The sequence below is a fragment of the Nocardia asiatica NBRC 100129 genome (assembly GCF_000308415.1).
Classification (GTDB): domain Bacteria; phylum Actinomycetota; class Actinomycetes; order Mycobacteriales; family Mycobacteriaceae; genus Nocardia; species Nocardia asiatica.
The window spans coordinates 14,970-32,554 of the sequence record NZ_BAFS01000460.1 but is presented as its reverse complement, the minus strand read 5'-3'; the positions used below and the strand labels follow the sequence as shown (position 1 = coordinate 32,554).

Sequence of the window (17,585 nt, the reverse complement as noted above, 5' to 3'; positions counted from 1 at the left end):
GGATTGGCCGCCGATCACGAGGCGGATCAATCCAACTTGCAGACCCAGTCTCGGATGATCGAGAAGATCCTCGGGATCGGGGGGACGAACCGGTGACCGTCCATCCATCCGCCAAGAACCTGGCGAAGTCCGCCCTGCGTAGGCCAAAGCGTCCGCAAGGTTTCCCGAAGAAGGTCAAGGACATCATGGGCGCCCGCTCCGGTGGCATGTGCGAGATCGACAACTGCGGCCCGATCTTCGAGTGGCATCACCGCGGCCCGCGCGCGCTCGGTGGCACGAGCGAGCCGTGGGTGAACCGTGCGGCCAACGGATTAGGGCTGGCATCCCGCTGCCATCGACGAGTGGAGTCGAATCGGGCGAAGGCGTACGCGAACGGCTGGCTGGTGCGCCGCAACGGCTCCCGGACCGCCGCGGAGGTCCCTGTTCTGTACCGCGGCCGGTGGGTGCTGCTCACAGATGACGGCCGCGTGAATCCGATCGAAGGAGGTGCGGCGTGACCACGCTCTTCCGTCAGCGTCCGATCACCCTTCATCCCCCGGCCCTCTCGTGGGAGCTGGAGAACCGTTACCGCTGCATCGATGCCCGTCACGAGGGTGTGCTCTACAACCCGGTCAACGATCGGACGTACTGCCTGTGCGGTCGGGTGATCCGTTCGGGGGACTGCGGCCGGCGCCTGTCTCCGTATGAGCGGGCGGAGGCGGATTCGTCCCGGCCGGATGTGGTGGGGCGTGAGGCAAGGGCGTACCTGGATCGGGTGCACGGCCGCGAACCAGTAGTGGTGGTCGTCCCGTCCGAGTGCGGTGATCAGTACGCGCTGGCCATCAACCCGGAAGGAGGGGTGGCGTGATCGACACCTTCCGTCTCCTCATCACCGGCTCCCGTCACTGGCCCGACGAGAACGCCGTGTGGGAGTCCATCGCCATGGCCGTCGCGGAGAACCTCCCGGACGGGGGCACGGTCACCGTCGTGCACGGCGGCTGCCCCACCGGCGCCGACCACTTCGCCCACACCTGGTTCTCCCTGCCGATCTGCGACCCCGACTACCGAGTGGTGGAGGAGGTGTACCTGGCCGAGTGGCGTCTGTTCGGTAAGGCGGCTGGGATGCGGCGCAACGCGGAGATGGTCGCTCTCGGCGCCGACCTCGTCCTTGCGTTCCCTCTGCCGGGTGCCCGGTCGCTGTCTCGGGGCACGTGGGATTGCGTGGACCGGGCACGGATCGCCGGGTTGCGGGTGGAGGTCGTGGCACCGACCGATGCGCCTCGGGTGGCGGGGGATGAGCTGGGACTGTTCGAGATCGGGGAGGTGCGGTGATGCGGCCGTATTTCGAAGACGACTCGGTGAAGCTGTATCACGGTGACGCGCTTGCTGTTGCGCGTGGATTGCCGGACGGATCGGTCGATTCGATCTGCACGTCGCCGCCCTACTTCGGCCTTCGCGATTACGGGGAGCCTGGACAGTACGGTCTGGAGGCCTCCCCGGCTGAGTACGTCGAGACGATGCGGACCTTGTTCGCAGAGCTGCGGCGTGTGCTCGCTGATGACGGCACCTTGTGGTTGAACCTCGGGGATAGCTTCTACAGCGGCAAAGGATCACCTACTCAACCCGACCTCAAGAACGAGGCGCGGCGGCCTCCAGCGCGGGTGCTCGACCGCCCGGGAGCTGGCTGGGCTAAGCCGAAAAGCTTGCTCGGCATTCCATGGCGGGTGGCATTCACACTCCAGGATGACGGCTGGGTGCTGCGCAACGCGATCGTCTGGCACAAGCCGAACGCGATGCCCGAGAGCATCACCGACCGGCTCTCCGTTCGATACGAGCAGGTGTTCCTGTTCGTGAAGTCGCGCCGCTACTGGTTCGACCTCGACGCGATCCGGGAACCCCACGCCGAGTCGACGATCGCGGCCGCGTCGCGGGCGAGAAAGCCCTACACGGCACCTGGTCAGAGACCCAACGCGAAGACGCGCGGCATGGCGGAGAACGGCGCGAACCCCGGCGACGTGTGGTCGATCAACACGCAACCTTTCCCCGGCGCGCACTTCGCGACGATGCCGCTGGAGCTGGCCGAGCGGTGCGTGCAGGCCGGATGCAAGCCGGGTGGCACGGTGCTGGACCCGTTCTCCGGTTCGGGCACTACCGGTCTCGCCGCGGCCAAGCACGGCCGCCGCTACGTCGGGATCGACCTGAACCGGGAGTACCTGGACCTGTCGTTGCGTACTCGTCTGCAACAGCCGGGACTGGACCTGGGGGAGGTGTCGTGATGTCGACTTCCGTTGTGCGACTCACACATTCGTTCGAATCCGGCGGGTGTGGCGGCTCGAGATCCCAGCGAATCCCCGGTAAAATCAAGACGGCCCCGGGTGAGCCCGAACAGTGCTACCAACACCGTTCGAAACTGCGATCCCAGGGCCTACCCCTCACCGCTGCAATCGGAAAGGGGGTGTTCATGAGGATACCCATATCCTCTGACTCCTCGCCTGTTGATCTGTCGTTTGCTCCCGCCGCTGACATCGCGGCCATCTCCGATCTCGCGTTCGCGCCGCTCTGCGGCTCGACGGCGCACAAGACCTACCGGCCGCCCGCCGAGTACTGGTACGACCAGCACGGCTGCTTCGACATGCTGGTGTGCGGCCGATGCATGACGAGCCTGTACCGCCGGTTCGAGACCCACCTCCGGACGGGCGGCAAGAGCCTGGAGTGCACGGTGTGTCACCGCGACTTCTTCACCCTCGACAGCCTGTACCGTGCCATCCACCTCGGCCGAGGTGGGGTGCGATGACCGACAACCTCCCCGAGCATCCCATCTTCCGCGGCGACCCAGCGGAATGGCGGGCCAACATCCTCTCTTACGGACAGCCGAAGCTCCCCGTCGTCACCACGCAATCCCGCGCCATCGCGGCCGCCGTGTTCCGTGCTGCCGCTGTATGGAACGAGATGTTCTGGGCACCGATGGACTTCCAGATCCTCAACTGGGCTGTGCTGTTCGACCGCCCCGGCATGGAGTGGTTGACCATCGACCTCGCTGAACGCGCGGTGAACGAGCACTTCCGGCAGTCCATCACCGGGCAGATGCTGCCCGGTCACGTGATCCAGCGCGCGGCAGTGCTGCGGCTCGAAGAGGAGGTGCAGCATGGCGCGTGATCATGCCCGGATCTGGCTGTCGATCTGGTCCGACGACGATTTCCGTGCCTTGCCGCCGGAGGCGCAGCACCTGTACTTCGTGCTCGTCACCTCGCCGTCGCTCAATTACGCGGGTGTCGCCGACTGGCGCCCGGGGCGGATCGCGGCGAACGCGGCCGGGTGGACCGCCGACGCGGTGCGTTCGGCTGGCGACTGGCTGGTGCGCGGGCTGTACATCGTCGTGGACGAAGACTCGGAGGAGGTGCTGATCCGATCGTTCATCAAGAACGACGGATTGCTGAAGAACCCGAACGTCGCGGTGTCGATGTCCCTCGCTTTCGGCGCGGTCGCGTCCTTGACGCTGCGGGGGGTGATCGTCCACGAGTTGCAGAAGTTGCACGCGAATCAGCCGGATCTGAAGGGATGGAGCAAGCCGGAGGTCGCCGGTCTGATCGATCGCAAGTCGATCGACCCCGCGTCCTACCCCTTCGGCTACCCCTCCGTGGAAGAGGTCGATTCACCCCAACCGGAAGGGGTCGGTTACCCCTTCCCGAAAGGGGTTCATCAGGGGGTCGGTTACCCCTTAGATCAGGGGGTCGATCAGCCCGTCGATTACCCCGAAACCGAAGGGGTCGTTCAGGGGGTCCCGCAGGGGGTCGCCTCCCTACCTGCTCCTGCTCCAGCTCCTAGCTCCAGCTCCATAAGTGGTTACGTAACAGGGGAACGTCACGTAGGCGCTACCGCCGAACGCAACGCCCCCCCGCCGAAATTCCATTCGGGACACGAGTCCGGTTACGTACGCGAGTGCCAAGCCTGCGCCGACACCTTCGAAGCCCGCGAGGCGTGGTTGCTCGGACTGCTCGCCGCCGCTGAGCCGAAGCGCACCTGCGAGCGACACCCGACCGGAACCGACGCACCGTGCCGCGCGTGCGCCGACGCCCGGCAGGCGCACACCCGATGGCAGACCGACCGCGAGCGCGCGACCGACGAGCGCCGCCGCACCGCCGCCGCGATCGAGTCGGCCGCTGCCCGCCAGGCGGCCGAGGACCGAGCCCGCGCGATCGCCAACTGCCACCTGTGCGACGACGACGGCTACGACGAAGCTCGCCGCGTGTGCAGCCACGACCCGTTCGCCGCGGAGCGTGACCGCAACGGCTTGGCCAAGGCGCGAATCGTGGCCTGCAAGTTGTGCGACGACGACGGTCATCGTGCCGACGGCACCGACTGCGACCACAAGCCGCCCCGTAAGGGCGCCGCGGTCGTCGAGTTCCCGGGGCGTGCGTCATGAGTCCCGACCGGTACGGCGACCCCCAACGCCGCTCCTGCCGTAACCCGAACTGCCGCAACGGCCGGCTCGGCGAGGACGAGGAGGGCCGCCCCATCCCGTGCCTGGATCACAAACCGCACCTGATCAAGGGCACGACCACCACCCACGACTTCGCGGAGTCCACGCCCAGCCTCCGCGCCCAGCAAGCCATCGAAGGAGAACGCGAATGACCACCCCGCCCCAGATCACCGTCTACGGCCGCCCGGCCTGCTCCCGCTGCCACACCACCACCGCCCACCTCGAACGTCTCGGCCTGCCCTACACCTACCGCGACGTCACCACCGACGAAGCCGCCTACGACGCCGTGGCCGTCCTCGGCTACCAGGAGCTGCCGGTGGTGACGGTCGGGGACATGCACTGGTCTGGTTACCGGCATTCGAAGATCAAGCAGCTGGCGGAGATCCACGCTGCGGCGCCGGATGTGGCGGGGCTGGAGTCGGCGGCCGTGGAGTTCCTCGCGGGCGGTGAGGCTCTGTGAGCCCTCAAACCACCCGGAGACACCAGACCCCCGTAGTTCGCCCCGCCACAGCCTCAGGAGGTGGCAAAGCGGCGGTCTCTGATCTCGCCGGAAGCCTGATCGAATCCGAAGCCGAACGACTCATCGCCCGCAGGGTGATCGCCAACCTCCTCGAACTCGCCTACGCGCAGGACGACCACAGCGAGTACGAGCACGACCACGGCGTCGGCGACGGGCACGACGAGTGCCCTGCCTGCTGGGCCGAAGACATCCGCGCCGCCATCCAGCCGTACATCGAGTACCGGGAAGCGATGGCCGACACCACCGACATCACCGAAAGGCCCACCGATGGCGAGTGACCGCACCCTCCTGGCCGACATTCTGAGTCCCGCCGCCGATATCGACCACGACGTAGCCCGCAGGGCCGCCGTCGCCGTGATCGCGGCTGGCTGGCGTCCACCCGCCGAGCGGATCGAGACCCCCGAAGGTCTGGCCATCCTGCCCACCGGCTCGGTGATCCGTTCCTGCAACGGCACCATCTGCTCGATCGACCACGGTGGGACAGGCGAGTGGCGTGGGATGCGCACCGTCCTGGATTTCGCGGCCACGTTCCGAATGACCGTCGCGGAGGTCGCCAAGGATCTGCCGGAGTCGTTCCCCTGGACCGTCCTCCACACCCCCGACATCACCGAAAGGCCCAGCGAATGAGCAACGAACTTGACGCCCTCGCCGAGCTGCTGGGCGGTCTTCTCGTATCGCAGCAGCAGAACCAGGACTGGTTCCCGCCCAACGGGGGAGGGCAGGCGTTGTGCCTCGACGGCTGGTTCGACGTCAAGGCGCTCGCTGCTGCGGTCCTCAACGCCGGGCTGCGGTCACCCGCCCGACGCATAGAAACCGCCGAGGAACTCGACGCCCTGCCGGTGGACACCGTCATCCGGTGGGCCGACACGGTCGAGCAGCACATCGGCTCAGGATGGTGGATCACGCCGGGCACCGACGACCACAGCCACAGCGAACAGATCATCGACGTAGCCGACGGCAACGAGATCGTCGTCCTGTGGACCCCCGAGTACGGAGACACCGAATGACCCGCCAATGGATCAGCGAGAAGAACCACGACTGGGTGATGATGTGCGACCAGCCCGGTTGCGCCACCACCTCCGAACCGTTCCCGACCTCGCCGCCGCTGGAGTTGTTCCAGGAGCAGGGTTGGTTCGCCGCGAGACTGTGGGGTGATGTGTGCCCGGCCTGCCTGGCGAAGGGCGTGCAGCCGAAGGGCGAGCCGTTCCGGCCGAGGAAGAAGGCCAGCGCATGACCGACCCACGAGAGGCCCTCGCCCGCGTCATCTCCGACCATCAGCTCACCGGCCGTATCAGCATCGGCTGCGCAGGCTGCCCCGGGTTGGAGTTCATGACCAGCGTCGAGCACGCCGAGCATGTGGCGGACATGATCGGCATGCAGTTCCTGGTCGTCCCGCAGAGTGATGTCGTCGGCTTGGAGTACGGGTGGCGGTATGCCGAGGAAGGGCAGCCGCCGACGACGTGGAAAGTCCCCGAAGGGGAGGACCTGGCAGTTCGGGAAGTGCGGCACATCCGGCGAGTGCAGCGAGAGCAGGGCAAGGCCCAAAACGCCGAATTGCTGTCGCGGCCTGTCCTGTCGTGGTCGGTTGTCCCACTCCCCGAGGACGGAGACCGATGAGCAAGGAAAGCCGGCAGCGGATCGCGGACCTCGAAGCCGAGGTCGCCGAACTCCGCGAGTTCAACACCAACAACCGCGCGCAGATGAAGGCGCACGAGAAGATCCTCGCCGCCATCTATGGCGAGCATCCGCCGATGGTGGTGAAGCCACTGCGTGGTGTCGCCTTGGAGTTGCGGTGCCGGCGCTGCCAAACCGACGAGCACCACACGTGGGCCAACGACAACCACGTGCCCTGGCCGTGCCCGACTCTGGCGTCGTTCGTCAGCTACGCGGTGTACACGCCGGCAGAAGAAGGCGCCGAGGACGGAGAGCAGCCGTGAGCAACTCATGGAACCTGTTGTGCCGAGCATGTGACGTCACTTGCAACTTCGAGTGGAACCACGGCGGTGACCGCATCCAGCAGTTGATCCCGCACATGAAGCTGATCGCGGACACGTTCGAGGCGCTGGAGCCGGTCCGGGAAATCCTCGCCTACCACGTGCGGTGGGAATTCGAGTTCCCGTGGGAGTTGGTGGACTTCGCGCGGCTGCATCACTCGCATGACCTGATCGCAATCGACGAGTACGGGCGCCTGTACGGCGACTGCGGCACCCGATACAGGTGCGAGTGCTGCGGCAGCTACCTGCATTGCAGGAAGTTGGCCGACCACGACGGCGACCACGGGCCGAAGGAGGCCGGCCGATGACCGAGCCCAACTTCGAGTTGTCCTTCCTCGAGACCTCCGCCCGTGAGGCGGACGCGGAGGGCCGCACCCTGGTCATCGACCCGGGGTATGTCCTGGAGGCGCTGGAGAAGCTCGCCGAAGCACGGGCCCGGATCACCGAGTTGGAGGCGCAGCTCGACCGCGTGAGGGAGGTGCACCTGCCGATCGAAGCCCTGAACATGCGCCACCACCCACGCGGTCAGCTCACCCGGGTCTGCTCTGGGTGCGGCACCGACAACGGCAACTGGCAGATGTACCCGTGCCCAACCATCCGAGCCCTCCGAGAGGTGCAGCCGTGATCCCACTGACCGACGAACGACTGCGGCAGCTCGCCTACGACGACATGGTGTGCACCAACGACAACGAGCGGGCGATGGCGGCCGAGGTGCTCTCCGCCCGCACCCGCATCGCTGAGTTGGAGGCTGCGCAGTGTCCCCGCGTCGACGCGCGCCTGATCAACCTCGACGCCCTACCAGTCGGGTCGATGGTGGTGACCGACGCCGGCGTGTCCGCACTCAAGATCACCGAGTTCGCGCCCGGCGTCACTGATGACGACGGCTATCGGTCCGAGTGGGCGACACCCGCTGGGACCGTCGGCACATACGACCTCGCCCTCCCGGTCATAGTCCTGCGTGAGATCCAGGAGGTACAGCCGTGACCGACAGCCTTGCGGATCAGATCCGCGCTCAAGCGGCCATCAGCGCGCGACCCGGCCAGTTGGTCGCGCTCGAAGCGCTCGCCGCCCGGGTCGCCGAGTTGGAGCATGAGCGGGACTTCATGCGGGAGATGCTCCGCGCTGCTGCGGTGCAGGCAGTGGCAGCGCAGCGTCCCCCACTCGGGTACGTCGTCCTGGCGAAGCGTCCCCACCGGAGCGAGCCCGGCGAGTTCGACTACCGCCCTGTCGGGTCGATCTGGGGCGAGCGCGAGCCCGCCGAGAGTGACGCCGGGGCATGGCAGGACGCGGCCATCGCGGACCGCAAGCGCTACGGCAACGTTGAGTACGTGCTCGGCGAGGTCCGGGAGGCGCAGCCGTGACCGACATGTCGTTCTATATCGCCGCGACCAGTCTGGAGGATGCGCGGGCCTTGTTCGAGAAGTGCGCCGAGATGGCCACGAGCGAACAGCGCATCGACGGACGGCTGGTCCGCTCTCCACTGGAGGGCGGCGGGTGCGCGCAGCTGTTCGTGTGGCCGAAGGAGCAGCCGTGACCACACCGAAGCCTCCCCGCTGCCTGTCCCGTCTCGAGGCGCTACTCCCCGACGAGGGCGGTTATATCGACGCCCGCCTGATCCTGCAATGCGACCGCGACCAGGGCCATCGCGGACAGCACCGCCACGCGGGCCCCGTCACCTGGACCACACCGAAGGAGGCCAAGCCGTGACCCCCGAGGAGATCAGGCGCGAGTACGTCGAAGCGTTGGCCCGCGCCGCATGGGAGAACCGCGCCCCCGCCCGCAGTAGCGATCCTGCCTGGGAGCAGCTCTCAGGCCCACGGCGAGAGCTGTTCCAGGAGTGGGGAGCGCGATACGCCGACGCCCTCGCCGCAGCCGGCCTCCTGCCTACGTCCGTCGAGGGCCGGTACATCGGGCGGGGCATGTTGCGGCGCACGCGCTTGGTGACGGACTGGAAGGAGCCGGAGCAGTGACCCAGTTCGGTTCCGTTGTCGGCTTGGATCTGTCGCTCACCTCCACCGGGTTCTCCTGCACCGCCCCGGGCGACCCGCGCGCCTACACCCGCACGGTCAAGTCGAAGGGCTCGAAGGCGGACTCCTGGGGCGACCGGTGGAAGCGCCTGTCCACCCTCGCCGACGACATCGCCCACCAGGTGCCCGATGACTTCCCGCTGATCGTGGTGGAGGCACCGTCCTACGGGTCCAACAGCGGCTCGCAGCATGATCGCTCGGGCTTGTGGTGGCTCGTGTATCAGCGGCTCAGCCACGAGGGCTACTGGATCGTCCCGGTTCCGCCGACCGTCCGCGCGAAATACGCCACGGGTAAGGGCAACGCGGGCAAGGACGCCGTTCTGGCCGCGGCGGTACGCCGGTACGCCAACATCGACATCACCGGCAACGACGTCGCCGACGCGGTGGTGCTCATGGCGATCGGCTGCCGCCTGTTGGGTGAGCCGATCGACGACCCCATGCCCGCGGTGAATCTGTCGGCGCTGGCGAAACTCCCGAGCCTCGAGGAGGCGGCGTAACACGATCGGCCGGTGCGGTTCTTCGTTGACCGCACCGGCTCGAGGTTCGGGCTGTCGCGGGGGACGCCGTTGTCCCCCACTCGCACACGTCGTTGTGGCTGGCCCGGAATCAGGTCTATGTGCGCCGTGCGCGCTATGCGAACCGTTGCGCGTGGTGCTGCCGGATCGCGGCTTCAGCAGCGGTGCGCGCATCCCCCGAGTCGCCCGCGCTGTCGCGGCCGATCTCCTCGAACTCGTCGTGGTCCGGGTCATCAGCAAGGCCGATCCATCGCGCGTACCACACCCAGCCTTCACGGCCGGGGTAGCTGTAGACGTGGGCGGTGTAGTCGCCGACGGCGAGCGTGTGAGATCTGGTGCTGTTGCCGTGTTCGATCCACTCGGCGGTGTAGGTGAGTTCCATCGGATTCTCCTGTCGGGGTTTGGGTTCTAGTGGTCAACACCGCGCCCGGGGCGTGCCGGGCGCGACGCAAACGACTAGAGGCTGAGGGCGGCAGCGATGACGACGGATTCGGCCGTCGCGTCGGATTCGAGATCGTCGATCCACGCGTTGTATGCGGCGGCGACCTCAGGGTGACGGTCGTACAGCGTTTCGATGATGACTCCGCGCACCAACTGCTCGGTCTCGTCGAGCGTGCCGCGGGAGCACAGTTCCATCAGGGCTACCGCGAGAACGGCGGTGGCCTGGCGCTCGGTTTCGGTGGCGAGCTGGTCTCGGGTGGCGGTCATTGGAAGCTCCTTGCCTGTCCTGCGGTGTACTTCCAGTATGCCAAACGCGTTTGGCCTAAGTCAACCCCGTTTGGCCAACTGGGCTATGCTATGATGTGTGGACGAACTGGACCGGGCGATAAGCAAGTACCAACGCGCCGTGGCCGCCGAAAGGGCCGCTCTCGCAGACCTGCACGCCGCCATCCGCAAGGTTCTGGAGAACGGCGAACGGGGCACGCAAGCAGCGGTCGCGCGCCGCACCGGCTACACCCGTGAACGACTGCGGCAGATCATGAAGGAGGGCAAGTCGTGACCGACCCCCTGTCCCGTCTCCGGGCTGGACTCGCCGAGGACGAGCGGATAGCGCGAGCAGCGACGCCCGGACCGTGGCGACACAACCCGAACAAGCATCACCGCCTCGAAGGGATGCCGCTCGGCAGTGGCCATGCCTTCGAGGAGGCGGTGTTCGCCGGACCGACTGGCGCGGATGCCGTCTGCGTTGCAGGCACGGGCGATTCGGATGACCCGCAGTCGATGCAGGACGCCGAGCACATCGCCCGCCAATCCCCGAAGGCCACACTGGACCGGGTGGAGGCGATACGGGATAACGTGATCGCCCCATACCTCGCTGCCGTCGCTGCCGTAGAAGCTACCGTCTCGGCTCGCCGGTACGCCGCGAGCAGGCACACACTGGCGGCCCTCAGGCTCGACCACGGCGGCGGAGATGCGATGGAGGAGCGGCGGACGCGAGAAGAGTTGCTGAGCGCTGAGGTGCAACTCGCTTCCGATGCGGCGAAGAGAGACGCGTACGCCAGCGTCGTTGCTGCTCTGGCCTCCATCTACCCCGAGGGCGGGTGCGAACACCCCGACATCACCTTGGAGGACCGCACGCCCATCGGCGACTTCCTGGCGTACACCTACCACTGCGAATCCTGCGGTTACACCGTGATCATCAACCGGGTAGCGGGGGATGAGCCCACGGAAGACGAGATCCGGCGGGCGTTCTACCCCGAGCCCACCGAGACAGGAGACACCCAATGATCGCGCCCATCTCGATGTCGATCACCGACAACACCGCCACGGTCACCGACGGCAACGGCGACACCTACACAGCCCACGACGTCCACGTCGAGCCCGGCGATGTGACTGGGATGGAGAACTACGGCGCTGGCTGGTACTTCGTCGTCAAGCGGGACGGCGAGGAGGTGCAGCGGCAACCGCTGCGTGACGCCAGCGGCTGGCACTTCACGGATCTGAAGTCCTTCACGGTGCCGCCGAACCCGATCTTTCCCACGGCCGCCGACGAGACGGAGAAGCCGTGACCGCACTGGAGAAGATCGCACGGGCCGAACTGTGGCGGGCATGGGATCCGGATGACGAGTGGCGGCAGGTCGGGGAATGGGAAACCCAGCCGCCGCTGAGCGAACTGCGCGAGGGCCTGGCCGTGACGGTGGACTACCCCACCGGTCGCCGGATCTCGTTCCGGGTCGTCGGCGGCGCGATGGAGCAGGAATGGGAACACCCCGCCACCCTGGGGTCCAAGTCGATCATCGAGGCCCTGTCGCGCATCGCCGCCGAGGACGGAGGATCAACCCCATGAGCGACAGCGGATGGACTCTCTCCCGCATCCAGCAGTTCCGGGAGGAGGTCGAGATCGACTCCCGGCTGCGCGCGGTCGAGCGTGAGCACAAGATGCGGAAGCTCCTCGGCGACGACGTCTACGGCTTCGTCAAGGCCACCGAGGAAGCTGGCGGGCTGGAAGCGGTGCTTGGTGAGCCCGTGGAGGACGCCCAGCCTGATCCTGTCCGTCGCGCCCACGCCGCTATCTCTGCTGCCCTGGAGCAGGTTCGGGAGATACTCGACCAGGAGCGAGGAGAGAAGCCGTGAGCGCGCCCTATCGGCAGTTCGTTGAGGCCGCCGGTGACGAACCGTATGTGTTCGGCCGCGAGCACTTCCCACGCTGCCCGCATCCCTGGTGCCGTGAGGAATGGCACGGCCTGGCCATCACCCAACGTATGAGGGACATGCGTCGCCGAGGCGTGCTCGACCCCGACTACCGCTACAGCGCAGACGACTCCCCGGTCCTGTGCCCAGGATCGTTGTTCAAGGGCGAGTTCACGCCACCCCCGGACGACGTGGAGCAGCTGATCGAATACGCGCGGGATCTGGCCTTGGATGTGATCGCCTCCATCGCCGGACTGCCACAGATCGACCAGTTCAGCCACCGCTACCATCTCCCGGCCGATTTCGGCGAGCCTTCCTCGATGCCGTCCTTCCAGATCGGCTGGGGCGGCTCGAGTTCGTCACGCTGATCCGCTACTCTTCTCCGTGGAGACAACCAGTTCGCATCGCTGCCGCACTGGCAAGGCCACCTCGAAACCGGGGTGGCTTTGGTCATTTCTGGGGGGCTCGAGTTTGTCGGCGGCAACGACTATCGTGGGGGGCGCATCCGTCGATGACCACGGCGTATACAGAGAGCCGGTGAGCGCCGCGTAGTTGGACCGGACTGACCCTTGGGCCGCATGGCCGCAACGCTTCGGCGGGGGCAACAGCTTCGGCGGATGCGCGCTACATCACCCCTGACCTGCCGGTTCGGCGACTCGAGATCAGCGGACGAAATCGGTAGAATCGAACTCATGAGCGACAGGCTGTGGAGGCCATGGTCATGAGCATCTATGCGGGTGGTCGTCACAGGCCGCACCCCGATTCGCCCTCATCGACGCGATGCAGTTGGGCGCTGTGCACCGTAAGCGTCAGTTACCGATTCCTGGACGCGAATGTCCTCCTGTGCCAGGACCATGCGTTGCTGACATGGGCTGCGGTACAGGCCATGCAGGAGGACTCGCAGATTCCGAAGGGGCTGCCGCCGCTGCCGAAGGCGGATCCGCAGACGAGCGGCTACGTCTACTACCTCCGTATCGGCGACCGAGTGAAGATCGGCCACACCACCGACCTCGATCGCAGGCTCGCCACCTACCCGCCCACCATGGAAGTCCTGAAGATCCGGAAGGGCGGCCGCCAACTCGAGCGCGACGAGCACAGTCGGTTCAGCCCTTGGCGCACCGACGGCCGGGAATGGTTCGAGGCCAACGCGGAGGTATTGAAGCGGATCGCTGAAATCGACTCCCCAGAAACCGATGACCTCTGGGATCCGGGCGACTTTCAGCGCCGCACTCACCAACCGCAGGTAGTCACCCATCGGAAGAGGGAGAGGTCACGCCGTGGGCATTAGTCCCTGCACGTACCCGGGTTGTCGCGACCAGAACGGCGACGCCTACCTGACGAGCCTCGGAATGTGTGAGCCATGCCAGCGCCGATTCGCGCGCCTGCTCGGCTGGCTTGCGCTGGACTGGGTAAACCTCTCCACAACGCTCCCCTTGCCACCCAGGCGCCAGCAGGAGCGAGTTTCTCAGGTCCGGCAGGTATTCGGGCACCCCGCCGAGTGGGCGAGCGACACAGCGGCAGAGATCGCCACCGTCCTCAATTGGACTCATGATTCACTCGCCGATCACCTCGGCGAAACACCGCCCCCGCACCCCGGCATCACGGAACACTATCGAGTCCGGGCGGCGTGGAATTACCTCGAATGCCGAATCCCGCAACTCGCTGCCTCCGGCTTCGGTGGAGATGCCGCTGTCGACATGCGGGACCTGCACGGCAAGATCCGTGCCCGTCTCGGCTACACCCGACCCAAACAGACCCTCCCCACCCCATGCCCGGCGTGCGACCTGCGACTGCTGCACCGCACGATCGACTTCCGCAGCGACTTCATCGACTGTGAGAACTGCGGCCACACCATCCCGGAGGAGCACTACCCGTTCTATACGCGCATGGTCCTCGACACAATCTTGGCGAATGCGGCGTGAACAGCGAAACATGTTACGCTGACGCCACTGGTACACCTATGCCCCAACCGAACCCCGGACGCCTTGTTGCCGGGGTTTCGCTGTGAAAGGGGACCGAAATGGCTGGCTCAGCAATCGACTCCCCCGAGGGGATCAACTCTCTCGTCACCGCAACCGCCGCCGCCGCCCTGTGCGGGGTGACGACGCAGGCGATCAACAACTGGGTTGCCCGCGGCCACCTCGCACCGTCCGGGATGGACGAGCGGAAACGGAAGCTGTACAAGGTGATCGACGTCGCGAAGGCTGAACGGGCCACCCGTGACCATCCCGCAGCGCGCGGACGCTGCGCCTAAGACCCCGCAGCGCGCCGAGGTCCGACGTCCTCGACGCAGCTCCGACCTCCACAGCCTGAGAGCTGCCGCGCGCTGCGGCCCCTTCTTTGCGAAGTATCCGGAATTTCCGGAAGGTTCGCGGTGTGACCTGCGGATTCCTTTTTCAGCGGTAACCGACAAGGAGCCCCCTGTGGACCTGAGCACCGTCGAGCAGTGTGTGTCTGATGCCGTCGAGGAGGTCGGGAACCTGATCGGCCGACACGTGCTCAGCGACCCGCATTACGGCGCTGTGGTGCTGGAGCCTATGCGGCCGGTCATCCGAGATGTCGCATTGATGGTCGGCGACCACTTCAACGCCGCCGCTGTGATGGCGGATGCCACCCAACCGATCGCATTGGAGCCCTGATGCCCGAGTTCGCCACCGGCGGCCCCATCGAAGGCCCGATCGAATTCGAGCCCAGCCTGTGCACCTTCCACGCACCCGGCTTCGCCCCGACCATCCCCGGCGCTGACTGGTTCATCGAGGGCCGCCGGTATCGCGAGGTCGGTCGTGAGACCACCGCGACCGGATACACGCTGACCATCGAGGAGACGCTGTGATCGACTGGGCCGCCCTGGTTCGCCTGTTCTGCCATCCCGCCCCGCTGCGCACTTTGGAGCTGGCGTACACGGCACCGATCGGCACGTGGCAGTTCTGATGGCCGCGCCTCTCGCCACCGACCTCGAGGAGGCGTGCGAGCGTCTCGAATTCGCCCGCATCGTCGGGCACGTCGACATCGCAGTGGACGCGGCATTGGACATCGTCAGTCTCTTGGCGGGCATCCCGGGGACATCGCAGCGGATGCGCGAGTTCCTGGAGCAGCTGTGAAGTACTGGCTGGCCCGCTATCTCCGCCGCTGGGCCGACCACCTCGTCCCTCCCGCACCGCCTATCGCGCACATGGAGGCGGTGAAGGTGCCCAACAGCTACGCCCTCGTGTTCTACGACCGAATGACGGGGGAGATGTTCGGGTGCTGTGGGCATACTGCCCCGAAGCCACGAGAAGAGGCCAACTGATGCGCAAGACGCTGGCGGGCCTGCTGATCCGCACCGCACACCGGATCTACCCACCGAAGGTCACGGAGACCACGCGGGAGATGCCGCTGTCGAACCGCATCTTCGTCCACAACCCCGACGCGCTGGCCGCTGCGGCAGCCGTCGAGCGCGTCTGGCGCCGCCGGGGAATGACGCACGGCCGTTGATCACCGACGCCTGGGATGCCCTGGTCCTCCGCTTCACCCGCTTCCTGATTCGCGTGACAAGGTTCCGTATCGGATGACCGACACCCAGAACGAGATCAAGTTCCCTCCGCATCCCGACCGCGACCAGCGCAAACCCCCACCGGGCTACGAGAACCTCGGCGGAGAGTTCGTCACCCCGCAGTTCAAGCAGTTCGTGCAGATGGCTGCCGAAGGCAGACTTCCGCAACCGGAGAACGTCCCACAGTTAGACCCGGAAGTCGTGGAACTCGCGCAGCTCCTTGCGGTGATCCACCTACCGGAGTGGAAGAATCCCGCCGGCCGAAAACTGGCCGAACCCACCTCGATGCGCATCGGCGGATCGGTGCGGTTGGCGGAATATCTCATCCAACTGGGCATCTCCTACGACCCGGGCAAGGCCATCGTCCGCTGGGTTCCCACCCCTGGCGCGCATCTAGGCGCCGGAGACCCGGGCAAGCATCTGTGGCGCAACGAAGACGGCAGCTGGCCCGAACCCCCGGATCCCGAGGAGTTCTGGAACATCGACGAGATCGAAACCCAGCAGCTCGACGACGGGCAGTGGGCCGCGGTCCATCCCCGGGGGATTCAATGCCAGGCCGCCACGAAGACCGAGGCTTACGCCGACTGTGTGGCCCGTGTGGCCGCCCGGGTGGCTGAACTGAAAGGCCAAGCGTGATCCGCGTCAACGACACCCAGGACCCGCAGCAGGGCTCGCAAGTCCTCTCGGGCGCGCAGTTGGTCGACACCGGTGGCCCTCTGCAGCGTGTGTTCTCCGCCGAGAAGGGCGAGTTCATCTCCCGCCTCACCACCTCGCCCAACCCGCAGCGGTTCCTGGTAGCGATCGGCGACCCGGACGCCGAGGAAGGCATCGCCCCGGATGTTTGGTACGGGGTTGTGGAGTCGTGGCGGCCGTCGGGGAGCAAGGTGCTGGTGACCGCACGCGCGGCACGGAGCGTCGAAGAGTCCGTCCACTGGTAAGTGCAGCATCGGTGCAGCTCGCACCGGTTTCGTCGGTATGTTTTGTGACAGGAGTGAATAATGGCCGGTTTCCTCTTCGGGATCCTCTGGGAAGCCATCACGTGGGACAACTTCCGCATCCCGCGCGCCATCATCGGCGCCGTGACGGGCTCGGCGGGCTAGCTCGTTTGTCGGTGGGCACCAATAGAATTCATACGCAAGGACCCCGGCGAGTGCGCTAACACTCCCGGGGCATGAGCGACCTGTTGAGGAGGTCACTGTGGATAAGGGTACGTGCTCAGCCGAGGGATGCGACCGCGAGGCGGAGAAGCGACAGTGGTGCAATCGCCACTACAGGCGCTACATCAAGTACGGGACCACCGAGTTGCCGGGTCGCATATCTCCAGATAAGACCTGGCTGGAGAACCTTCCGGTGCCAGCCGGGGCTCGAGCTATCCCAGTTCTGATCCCGAACGTCAGCGAGTTCACCTATGTGCTCGTTGAAGAGTCGGATTATGCAGCTGTGGCGAAGTGGAAATGGTCTCTCAACGCCAGCGGTTATGCGTCTCGCAACCACTGGAACGGAGAGCGTTACATCAAGATGTACATGCACCGTTACCTGATGCAGACGCCGCTGGGCATGGACACGGACCACATCAACCGCGACAAGCTGGACAACCGTAGATCCAATCTGCGGATTGTCGATCGCTCGACCAACAACTTCAATACCCCACCGAGCAAGGCCAACACCAGCGGACACAAGGGCGTCGGCTATTTCAAGCCCGCGAAGTTGTGGCGCGCGTACATCACGCATCAGTCGGAGTCGAAGCGCATCGAACTCGGCTACTTCAAGACCAAGGAAGAAGCCATCGCCGCCCGTAAGGCGGCCGAGGAACGGTATTTTGGCCAGTGCGGATAACCCTCGTCGGTAACGTGAATTCCGAACACTCCTCCGAGAGCCACCACGCCAAATCTCTCGAGTCGATCGGC

42 protein-coding genes are annotated in these 17,585 nt (G+C 66.1%); 40 read left to right on the top strand and 2 right to left on the bottom strand.

Features of this window, described 5'->3' with window-relative positions; translation table 11 throughout:
- The first annotated feature begins 92 nt into the window (after window positions 1–92).
- From ON27_RS35600 to ON27_RS35500, 23 genes are all read left to right on the top strand, one after another.
- Window positions 93–497, top strand: coding sequence for a hypothetical protein (locus ON27_RS35600; protein WP_051047368.1), 405 nt, complete (start codon window positions 93–95; stop codon window positions 495–497).
- Window positions 494–847, top strand: a complete 354-nt coding sequence (locus ON27_RS35595; protein WP_043737803.1) for a hypothetical protein — start codon at window positions 494–496, stop codon at window positions 845–847. Before ON27_RS35600 ends, ON27_RS35595 begins: the two co-directional genes overlap by 4 nt.
- A complete protein-coding gene (locus ON27_RS35590) occupies window positions 844–1,311 on the top strand; it encodes an SLOG family protein (protein ID WP_051047367.1) in 468 nt (155 codons plus the stop codon). The genes ON27_RS35595 and ON27_RS35590 overlap by 4 nt, the downstream gene beginning before the upstream one ends.
- Window positions 1,311–2,255, top strand: a complete 945-nt coding sequence (locus ON27_RS35585) for a DNA-methyltransferase (protein ID WP_043737801.1) — start codon at window positions 1,311–1,313, stop codon at window positions 2,253–2,255. Before ON27_RS35590 ends, ON27_RS35585 begins: the two co-directional genes overlap by 1 nt.
- Window positions 2,256–2,440: 185 nt before the next feature.
- Window positions 2,441–2,773 carry a hypothetical protein gene (locus ON27_RS35580; RefSeq protein WP_157227743.1) on the top strand — a complete coding sequence of 111 codons (333 nt, stop codon included), beginning with the start codon at window positions 2,441–2,443 and terminating at the stop codon, window positions 2,771–2,773.
- Window positions 2,770–3,135: a hypothetical protein gene (locus ON27_RS35575; protein WP_043737797.1), complete on the top strand. Its 366-nt coding sequence runs from the start codon at window positions 2,770–2,772 to the stop codon at window positions 3,133–3,135. Before ON27_RS35580 ends, ON27_RS35575 begins: the two co-directional genes overlap by 4 nt.
- The gene (locus ON27_RS35570; RefSeq protein WP_043737795.1) at window positions 3,125–4,402 is read left to right on the top strand and encodes a hypothetical protein; all 1,278 of its coding nucleotides are present in this window, start codon (window positions 3,125–3,127) and stop codon (window positions 4,400–4,402) included. Before ON27_RS35575 ends, ON27_RS35570 begins: the two co-directional genes overlap by 11 nt.
- Window positions 4,399–4,611, top strand: coding sequence for a hypothetical protein (locus tag ON27_RS35565; RefSeq protein ID WP_043737794.1), 213 nt, complete (start codon window positions 4,399–4,401; stop codon window positions 4,609–4,611). Before ON27_RS35570 ends, ON27_RS35565 begins: the two co-directional genes overlap by 4 nt.
- The gene (locus ON27_RS35560) at window positions 4,608–4,919 is read left to right on the top strand and encodes a glutaredoxin family protein (RefSeq protein WP_043737792.1); all 312 of its coding nucleotides are present in this window, start codon (window positions 4,608–4,610) and stop codon (window positions 4,917–4,919) included. Before ON27_RS35565 ends, ON27_RS35560 begins: the two co-directional genes overlap by 4 nt.
- 134 nt (window positions 4,920–5,053) lie before the next feature.
- Window positions 5,054–5,257: a hypothetical protein gene (locus ON27_RS35555; protein ID WP_043737789.1), complete on the top strand. Its 204-nt coding sequence runs from the start codon at window positions 5,054–5,056 to the stop codon at window positions 5,255–5,257.
- Window positions 5,247–5,606 (top strand): hypothetical protein, encoded by a 360-nt coding sequence (locus tag ON27_RS35550; RefSeq protein WP_043737786.1) that lies wholly within the window; start codon window positions 5,247–5,249, stop codon window positions 5,604–5,606. The genes ON27_RS35555 and ON27_RS35550 overlap by 11 nt, the downstream gene beginning before the upstream one ends.
- Window positions 5,603–5,986, top strand: coding sequence for a hypothetical protein (locus ON27_RS35545; RefSeq protein WP_043737783.1), 384 nt, complete (start codon window positions 5,603–5,605; stop codon window positions 5,984–5,986). The genes ON27_RS35550 and ON27_RS35545 overlap by 4 nt, the downstream gene beginning before the upstream one ends.
- Window positions 5,983–6,213, top strand: a complete 231-nt coding sequence (locus ON27_RS35540; RefSeq protein WP_043737780.1) for a hypothetical protein — start codon at window positions 5,983–5,985, stop codon at window positions 6,211–6,213. The genes ON27_RS35545 and ON27_RS35540 overlap by 4 nt, the downstream gene beginning before the upstream one ends.
- A complete protein-coding gene (locus ON27_RS35535) occupies window positions 6,210–6,596 on the top strand; it encodes a hypothetical protein (protein WP_043737778.1) in 387 nt (128 codons plus the stop codon). The genes ON27_RS35540 and ON27_RS35535 overlap by 4 nt, the downstream gene beginning before the upstream one ends.
- Complete coding sequence (locus ON27_RS35530) at window positions 6,593–6,916, top strand: hypothetical protein (RefSeq protein ID WP_043737776.1); 324 nt, start codon at window positions 6,593–6,595, stop codon at window positions 6,914–6,916. Before ON27_RS35535 ends, ON27_RS35530 begins: the two co-directional genes overlap by 4 nt.
- Window positions 6,913–7,281 carry a hypothetical protein gene (locus tag ON27_RS35525; RefSeq protein ID WP_043737769.1) on the top strand — a complete coding sequence of 123 codons (369 nt, stop codon included), beginning with the start codon at window positions 6,913–6,915 and terminating at the stop codon, window positions 7,279–7,281. The genes ON27_RS35530 and ON27_RS35525 overlap by 4 nt, the downstream gene beginning before the upstream one ends.
- Window positions 7,278–7,598 carry a hypothetical protein gene (locus tag ON27_RS35520; RefSeq protein WP_043737768.1) on the top strand — a complete coding sequence of 107 codons (321 nt, stop codon included), beginning with the start codon at window positions 7,278–7,280 and terminating at the stop codon, window positions 7,596–7,598. Before ON27_RS35525 ends, ON27_RS35520 begins: the two co-directional genes overlap by 4 nt.
- Window positions 7,595–7,957, top strand: coding sequence for a hypothetical protein (locus tag ON27_RS35515; protein WP_043737765.1), 363 nt, complete (start codon window positions 7,595–7,597; stop codon window positions 7,955–7,957). Before ON27_RS35520 ends, ON27_RS35515 begins: the two co-directional genes overlap by 4 nt.
- Window positions 7,954–8,334: a hypothetical protein gene (locus ON27_RS35510; RefSeq protein ID WP_043737762.1), complete on the top strand. Its 381-nt coding sequence runs from the start codon at window positions 7,954–7,956 to the stop codon at window positions 8,332–8,334. The genes ON27_RS35515 and ON27_RS35510 overlap by 4 nt, the downstream gene beginning before the upstream one ends.
- Window positions 8,331–8,507, top strand: coding sequence for a hypothetical protein (locus ON27_RS43585; protein WP_157227741.1), 177 nt, complete (start codon window positions 8,331–8,333; stop codon window positions 8,505–8,507). The genes ON27_RS35510 and ON27_RS43585 overlap by 4 nt, the downstream gene beginning before the upstream one ends.
- Window positions 8,504–8,680, top strand: a complete 177-nt coding sequence (locus ON27_RS43580) for a hypothetical protein (protein WP_157227739.1) — start codon at window positions 8,504–8,506, stop codon at window positions 8,678–8,680. Before ON27_RS43585 ends, ON27_RS43580 begins: the two co-directional genes overlap by 4 nt.
- Window positions 8,677–8,943 (top strand): hypothetical protein, encoded by a 267-nt coding sequence (locus ON27_RS35505; RefSeq protein ID WP_043737759.1) that lies wholly within the window; start codon window positions 8,677–8,679, stop codon window positions 8,941–8,943. The genes ON27_RS43580 and ON27_RS35505 overlap by 4 nt, the downstream gene beginning before the upstream one ends.
- Complete coding sequence (locus tag ON27_RS35500; protein ID WP_043737756.1) at window positions 8,940–9,497, top strand: hypothetical protein; 558 nt, start codon at window positions 8,940–8,942, stop codon at window positions 9,495–9,497. Before ON27_RS35505 ends, ON27_RS35500 begins: the two co-directional genes overlap by 4 nt.
- A 133-nt stretch (window positions 9,498–9,630) precedes the next feature.
- Here ON27_RS35500 and ON27_RS35495 read toward each other — a convergent pair whose 3' ends face one another.
- Together ON27_RS35495 and ON27_RS35490 are read right to left on the bottom strand one after the other, a co-directional pair.
- Window positions 9,631–9,897, bottom strand: coding sequence for a hypothetical protein (locus ON27_RS35495; RefSeq protein ID WP_043737752.1), 267 nt, complete (start codon window positions 9,895–9,897; stop codon window positions 9,631–9,633).
- Window positions 9,898–9,971: 74 nt separating this feature from the next.
- Window positions 9,972–10,223 carry a hypothetical protein gene (locus ON27_RS35490; RefSeq protein WP_043737739.1) on the bottom strand — a complete coding sequence of 84 codons (252 nt, stop codon included), beginning with the start codon at window positions 10,221–10,223 and terminating at the stop codon, window positions 9,972–9,974.
- Window positions 10,224–10,320: 97 nt separating this feature from the next.
- Between ON27_RS35490 and ON27_RS35485 the strand changes: the two genes are divergently transcribed.
- The 17 genes from ON27_RS35485 (at window position 10,321) to ON27_RS43570 (ending at window position 17,514) form a co-directional block, all read left to right on the top strand.
- Window positions 10,321–10,515, top strand: a complete 195-nt coding sequence (locus ON27_RS35485; RefSeq protein ID WP_043737737.1) for a hypothetical protein — start codon at window positions 10,321–10,323, stop codon at window positions 10,513–10,515.
- Window positions 10,512–11,243 (top strand): DUF6221 family protein, encoded by a 732-nt coding sequence (locus ON27_RS35480; protein ID WP_157227737.1) that lies wholly within the window; start codon window positions 10,512–10,514, stop codon window positions 11,241–11,243. The genes ON27_RS35485 and ON27_RS35480 overlap by 4 nt, the downstream gene beginning before the upstream one ends.
- Window positions 11,240–11,524: a hypothetical protein gene (locus ON27_RS35475; RefSeq protein ID WP_043737733.1), complete on the top strand. Its 285-nt coding sequence runs from the start codon at window positions 11,240–11,242 to the stop codon at window positions 11,522–11,524. Before ON27_RS35480 ends, ON27_RS35475 begins: the two co-directional genes overlap by 4 nt.
- Window positions 11,521–11,802 (top strand): hypothetical protein, encoded by a 282-nt coding sequence (locus tag ON27_RS35470; protein WP_043737730.1) that lies wholly within the window; start codon window positions 11,521–11,523, stop codon window positions 11,800–11,802. Before ON27_RS35475 ends, ON27_RS35470 begins: the two co-directional genes overlap by 4 nt.
- Window positions 11,799–12,089, top strand: a complete 291-nt coding sequence (locus ON27_RS35465; protein ID WP_043737726.1) for a hypothetical protein — start codon at window positions 11,799–11,801, stop codon at window positions 12,087–12,089. The genes ON27_RS35470 and ON27_RS35465 overlap by 4 nt, the downstream gene beginning before the upstream one ends.
- The gene (locus ON27_RS35460) at window positions 12,086–12,514 is read left to right on the top strand and encodes a hypothetical protein (RefSeq protein ID WP_043737723.1); all 429 of its coding nucleotides are present in this window, start codon (window positions 12,086–12,088) and stop codon (window positions 12,512–12,514) included. Before ON27_RS35465 ends, ON27_RS35460 begins: the two co-directional genes overlap by 4 nt.
- 353 nt (window positions 12,515–12,867) lie before the next feature.
- The gene (locus ON27_RS40485; RefSeq protein ID WP_157227735.1) at window positions 12,868–13,434 is read left to right on the top strand and encodes a GIY-YIG nuclease family protein; all 567 of its coding nucleotides are present in this window, start codon (window positions 12,868–12,870) and stop codon (window positions 13,432–13,434) included.
- Window positions 13,435–13,495: 61 nt separating this feature from the next.
- A complete protein-coding gene (locus ON27_RS35450; RefSeq protein WP_245560521.1) occupies window positions 13,496–14,068 on the top strand; it encodes a hypothetical protein in 573 nt (190 codons plus the stop codon).
- A gap of 98 nt (window positions 14,069–14,166) precedes the next feature.
- Window positions 14,167–14,400 (top strand): hypothetical protein, encoded by a 234-nt coding sequence (locus ON27_RS35445; protein ID WP_043737718.1) that lies wholly within the window; start codon window positions 14,167–14,169, stop codon window positions 14,398–14,400.
- Window positions 14,401–14,569: 169 nt separating this feature from the next.
- Window positions 14,570–14,785 (top strand): hypothetical protein, encoded by a 216-nt coding sequence (locus tag ON27_RS35440; RefSeq protein ID WP_043737717.1) that lies wholly within the window; start codon window positions 14,570–14,572, stop codon window positions 14,783–14,785.
- Complete coding sequence (locus tag ON27_RS35435) at window positions 14,785–14,979, top strand: hypothetical protein (protein WP_043737715.1); 195 nt, start codon at window positions 14,785–14,787, stop codon at window positions 14,977–14,979. The genes ON27_RS35440 and ON27_RS35435 overlap by 1 nt, the downstream gene beginning before the upstream one ends.
- 85 nt (window positions 14,980–15,064) lie before the next feature.
- Window positions 15,065–15,247 carry a hypothetical protein gene (locus ON27_RS43575; protein WP_169334572.1) on the top strand — a complete coding sequence of 61 codons (183 nt, stop codon included), beginning with the start codon at window positions 15,065–15,067 and terminating at the stop codon, window positions 15,245–15,247.
- Window positions 15,244–15,435: a hypothetical protein gene (locus ON27_RS35430; RefSeq protein ID WP_043737713.1), complete on the top strand. Its 192-nt coding sequence runs from the start codon at window positions 15,244–15,246 to the stop codon at window positions 15,433–15,435. Before ON27_RS43575 ends, ON27_RS35430 begins: the two co-directional genes overlap by 4 nt.
- Window positions 15,435–15,620, top strand: a complete 186-nt coding sequence (locus ON27_RS35425; protein ID WP_043737711.1) for a hypothetical protein — start codon at window positions 15,435–15,437, stop codon at window positions 15,618–15,620. The genes ON27_RS35430 and ON27_RS35425 overlap by 1 nt, the downstream gene beginning before the upstream one ends.
- Before the next feature lie 73 nt (window positions 15,621–15,693).
- Window positions 15,694–16,314 carry a hypothetical protein gene (locus tag ON27_RS35420; RefSeq protein ID WP_043737709.1) on the top strand — a complete coding sequence of 207 codons (621 nt, stop codon included), beginning with the start codon at window positions 15,694–15,696 and terminating at the stop codon, window positions 16,312–16,314.
- On the top strand, window positions 16,311–16,616 hold the full coding sequence (locus ON27_RS35415) for a hypothetical protein (RefSeq protein WP_043737707.1): 306 nt from the start codon (window positions 16,311–16,313) through the stop codon (window positions 16,614–16,616). The genes ON27_RS35420 and ON27_RS35415 overlap by 4 nt, the downstream gene beginning before the upstream one ends.
- A 259-nt stretch (window positions 16,617–16,875) precedes the next feature.
- The gene (locus tag ON27_RS43570; RefSeq protein WP_157227731.1) at window positions 16,876–17,514 is read left to right on the top strand and encodes an HNH endonuclease; all 639 of its coding nucleotides are present in this window, start codon (window positions 16,876–16,878) and stop codon (window positions 17,512–17,514) included.
- The last annotated feature ends 71 nt before the right edge of the window (window positions 17,515–17,585 follow it).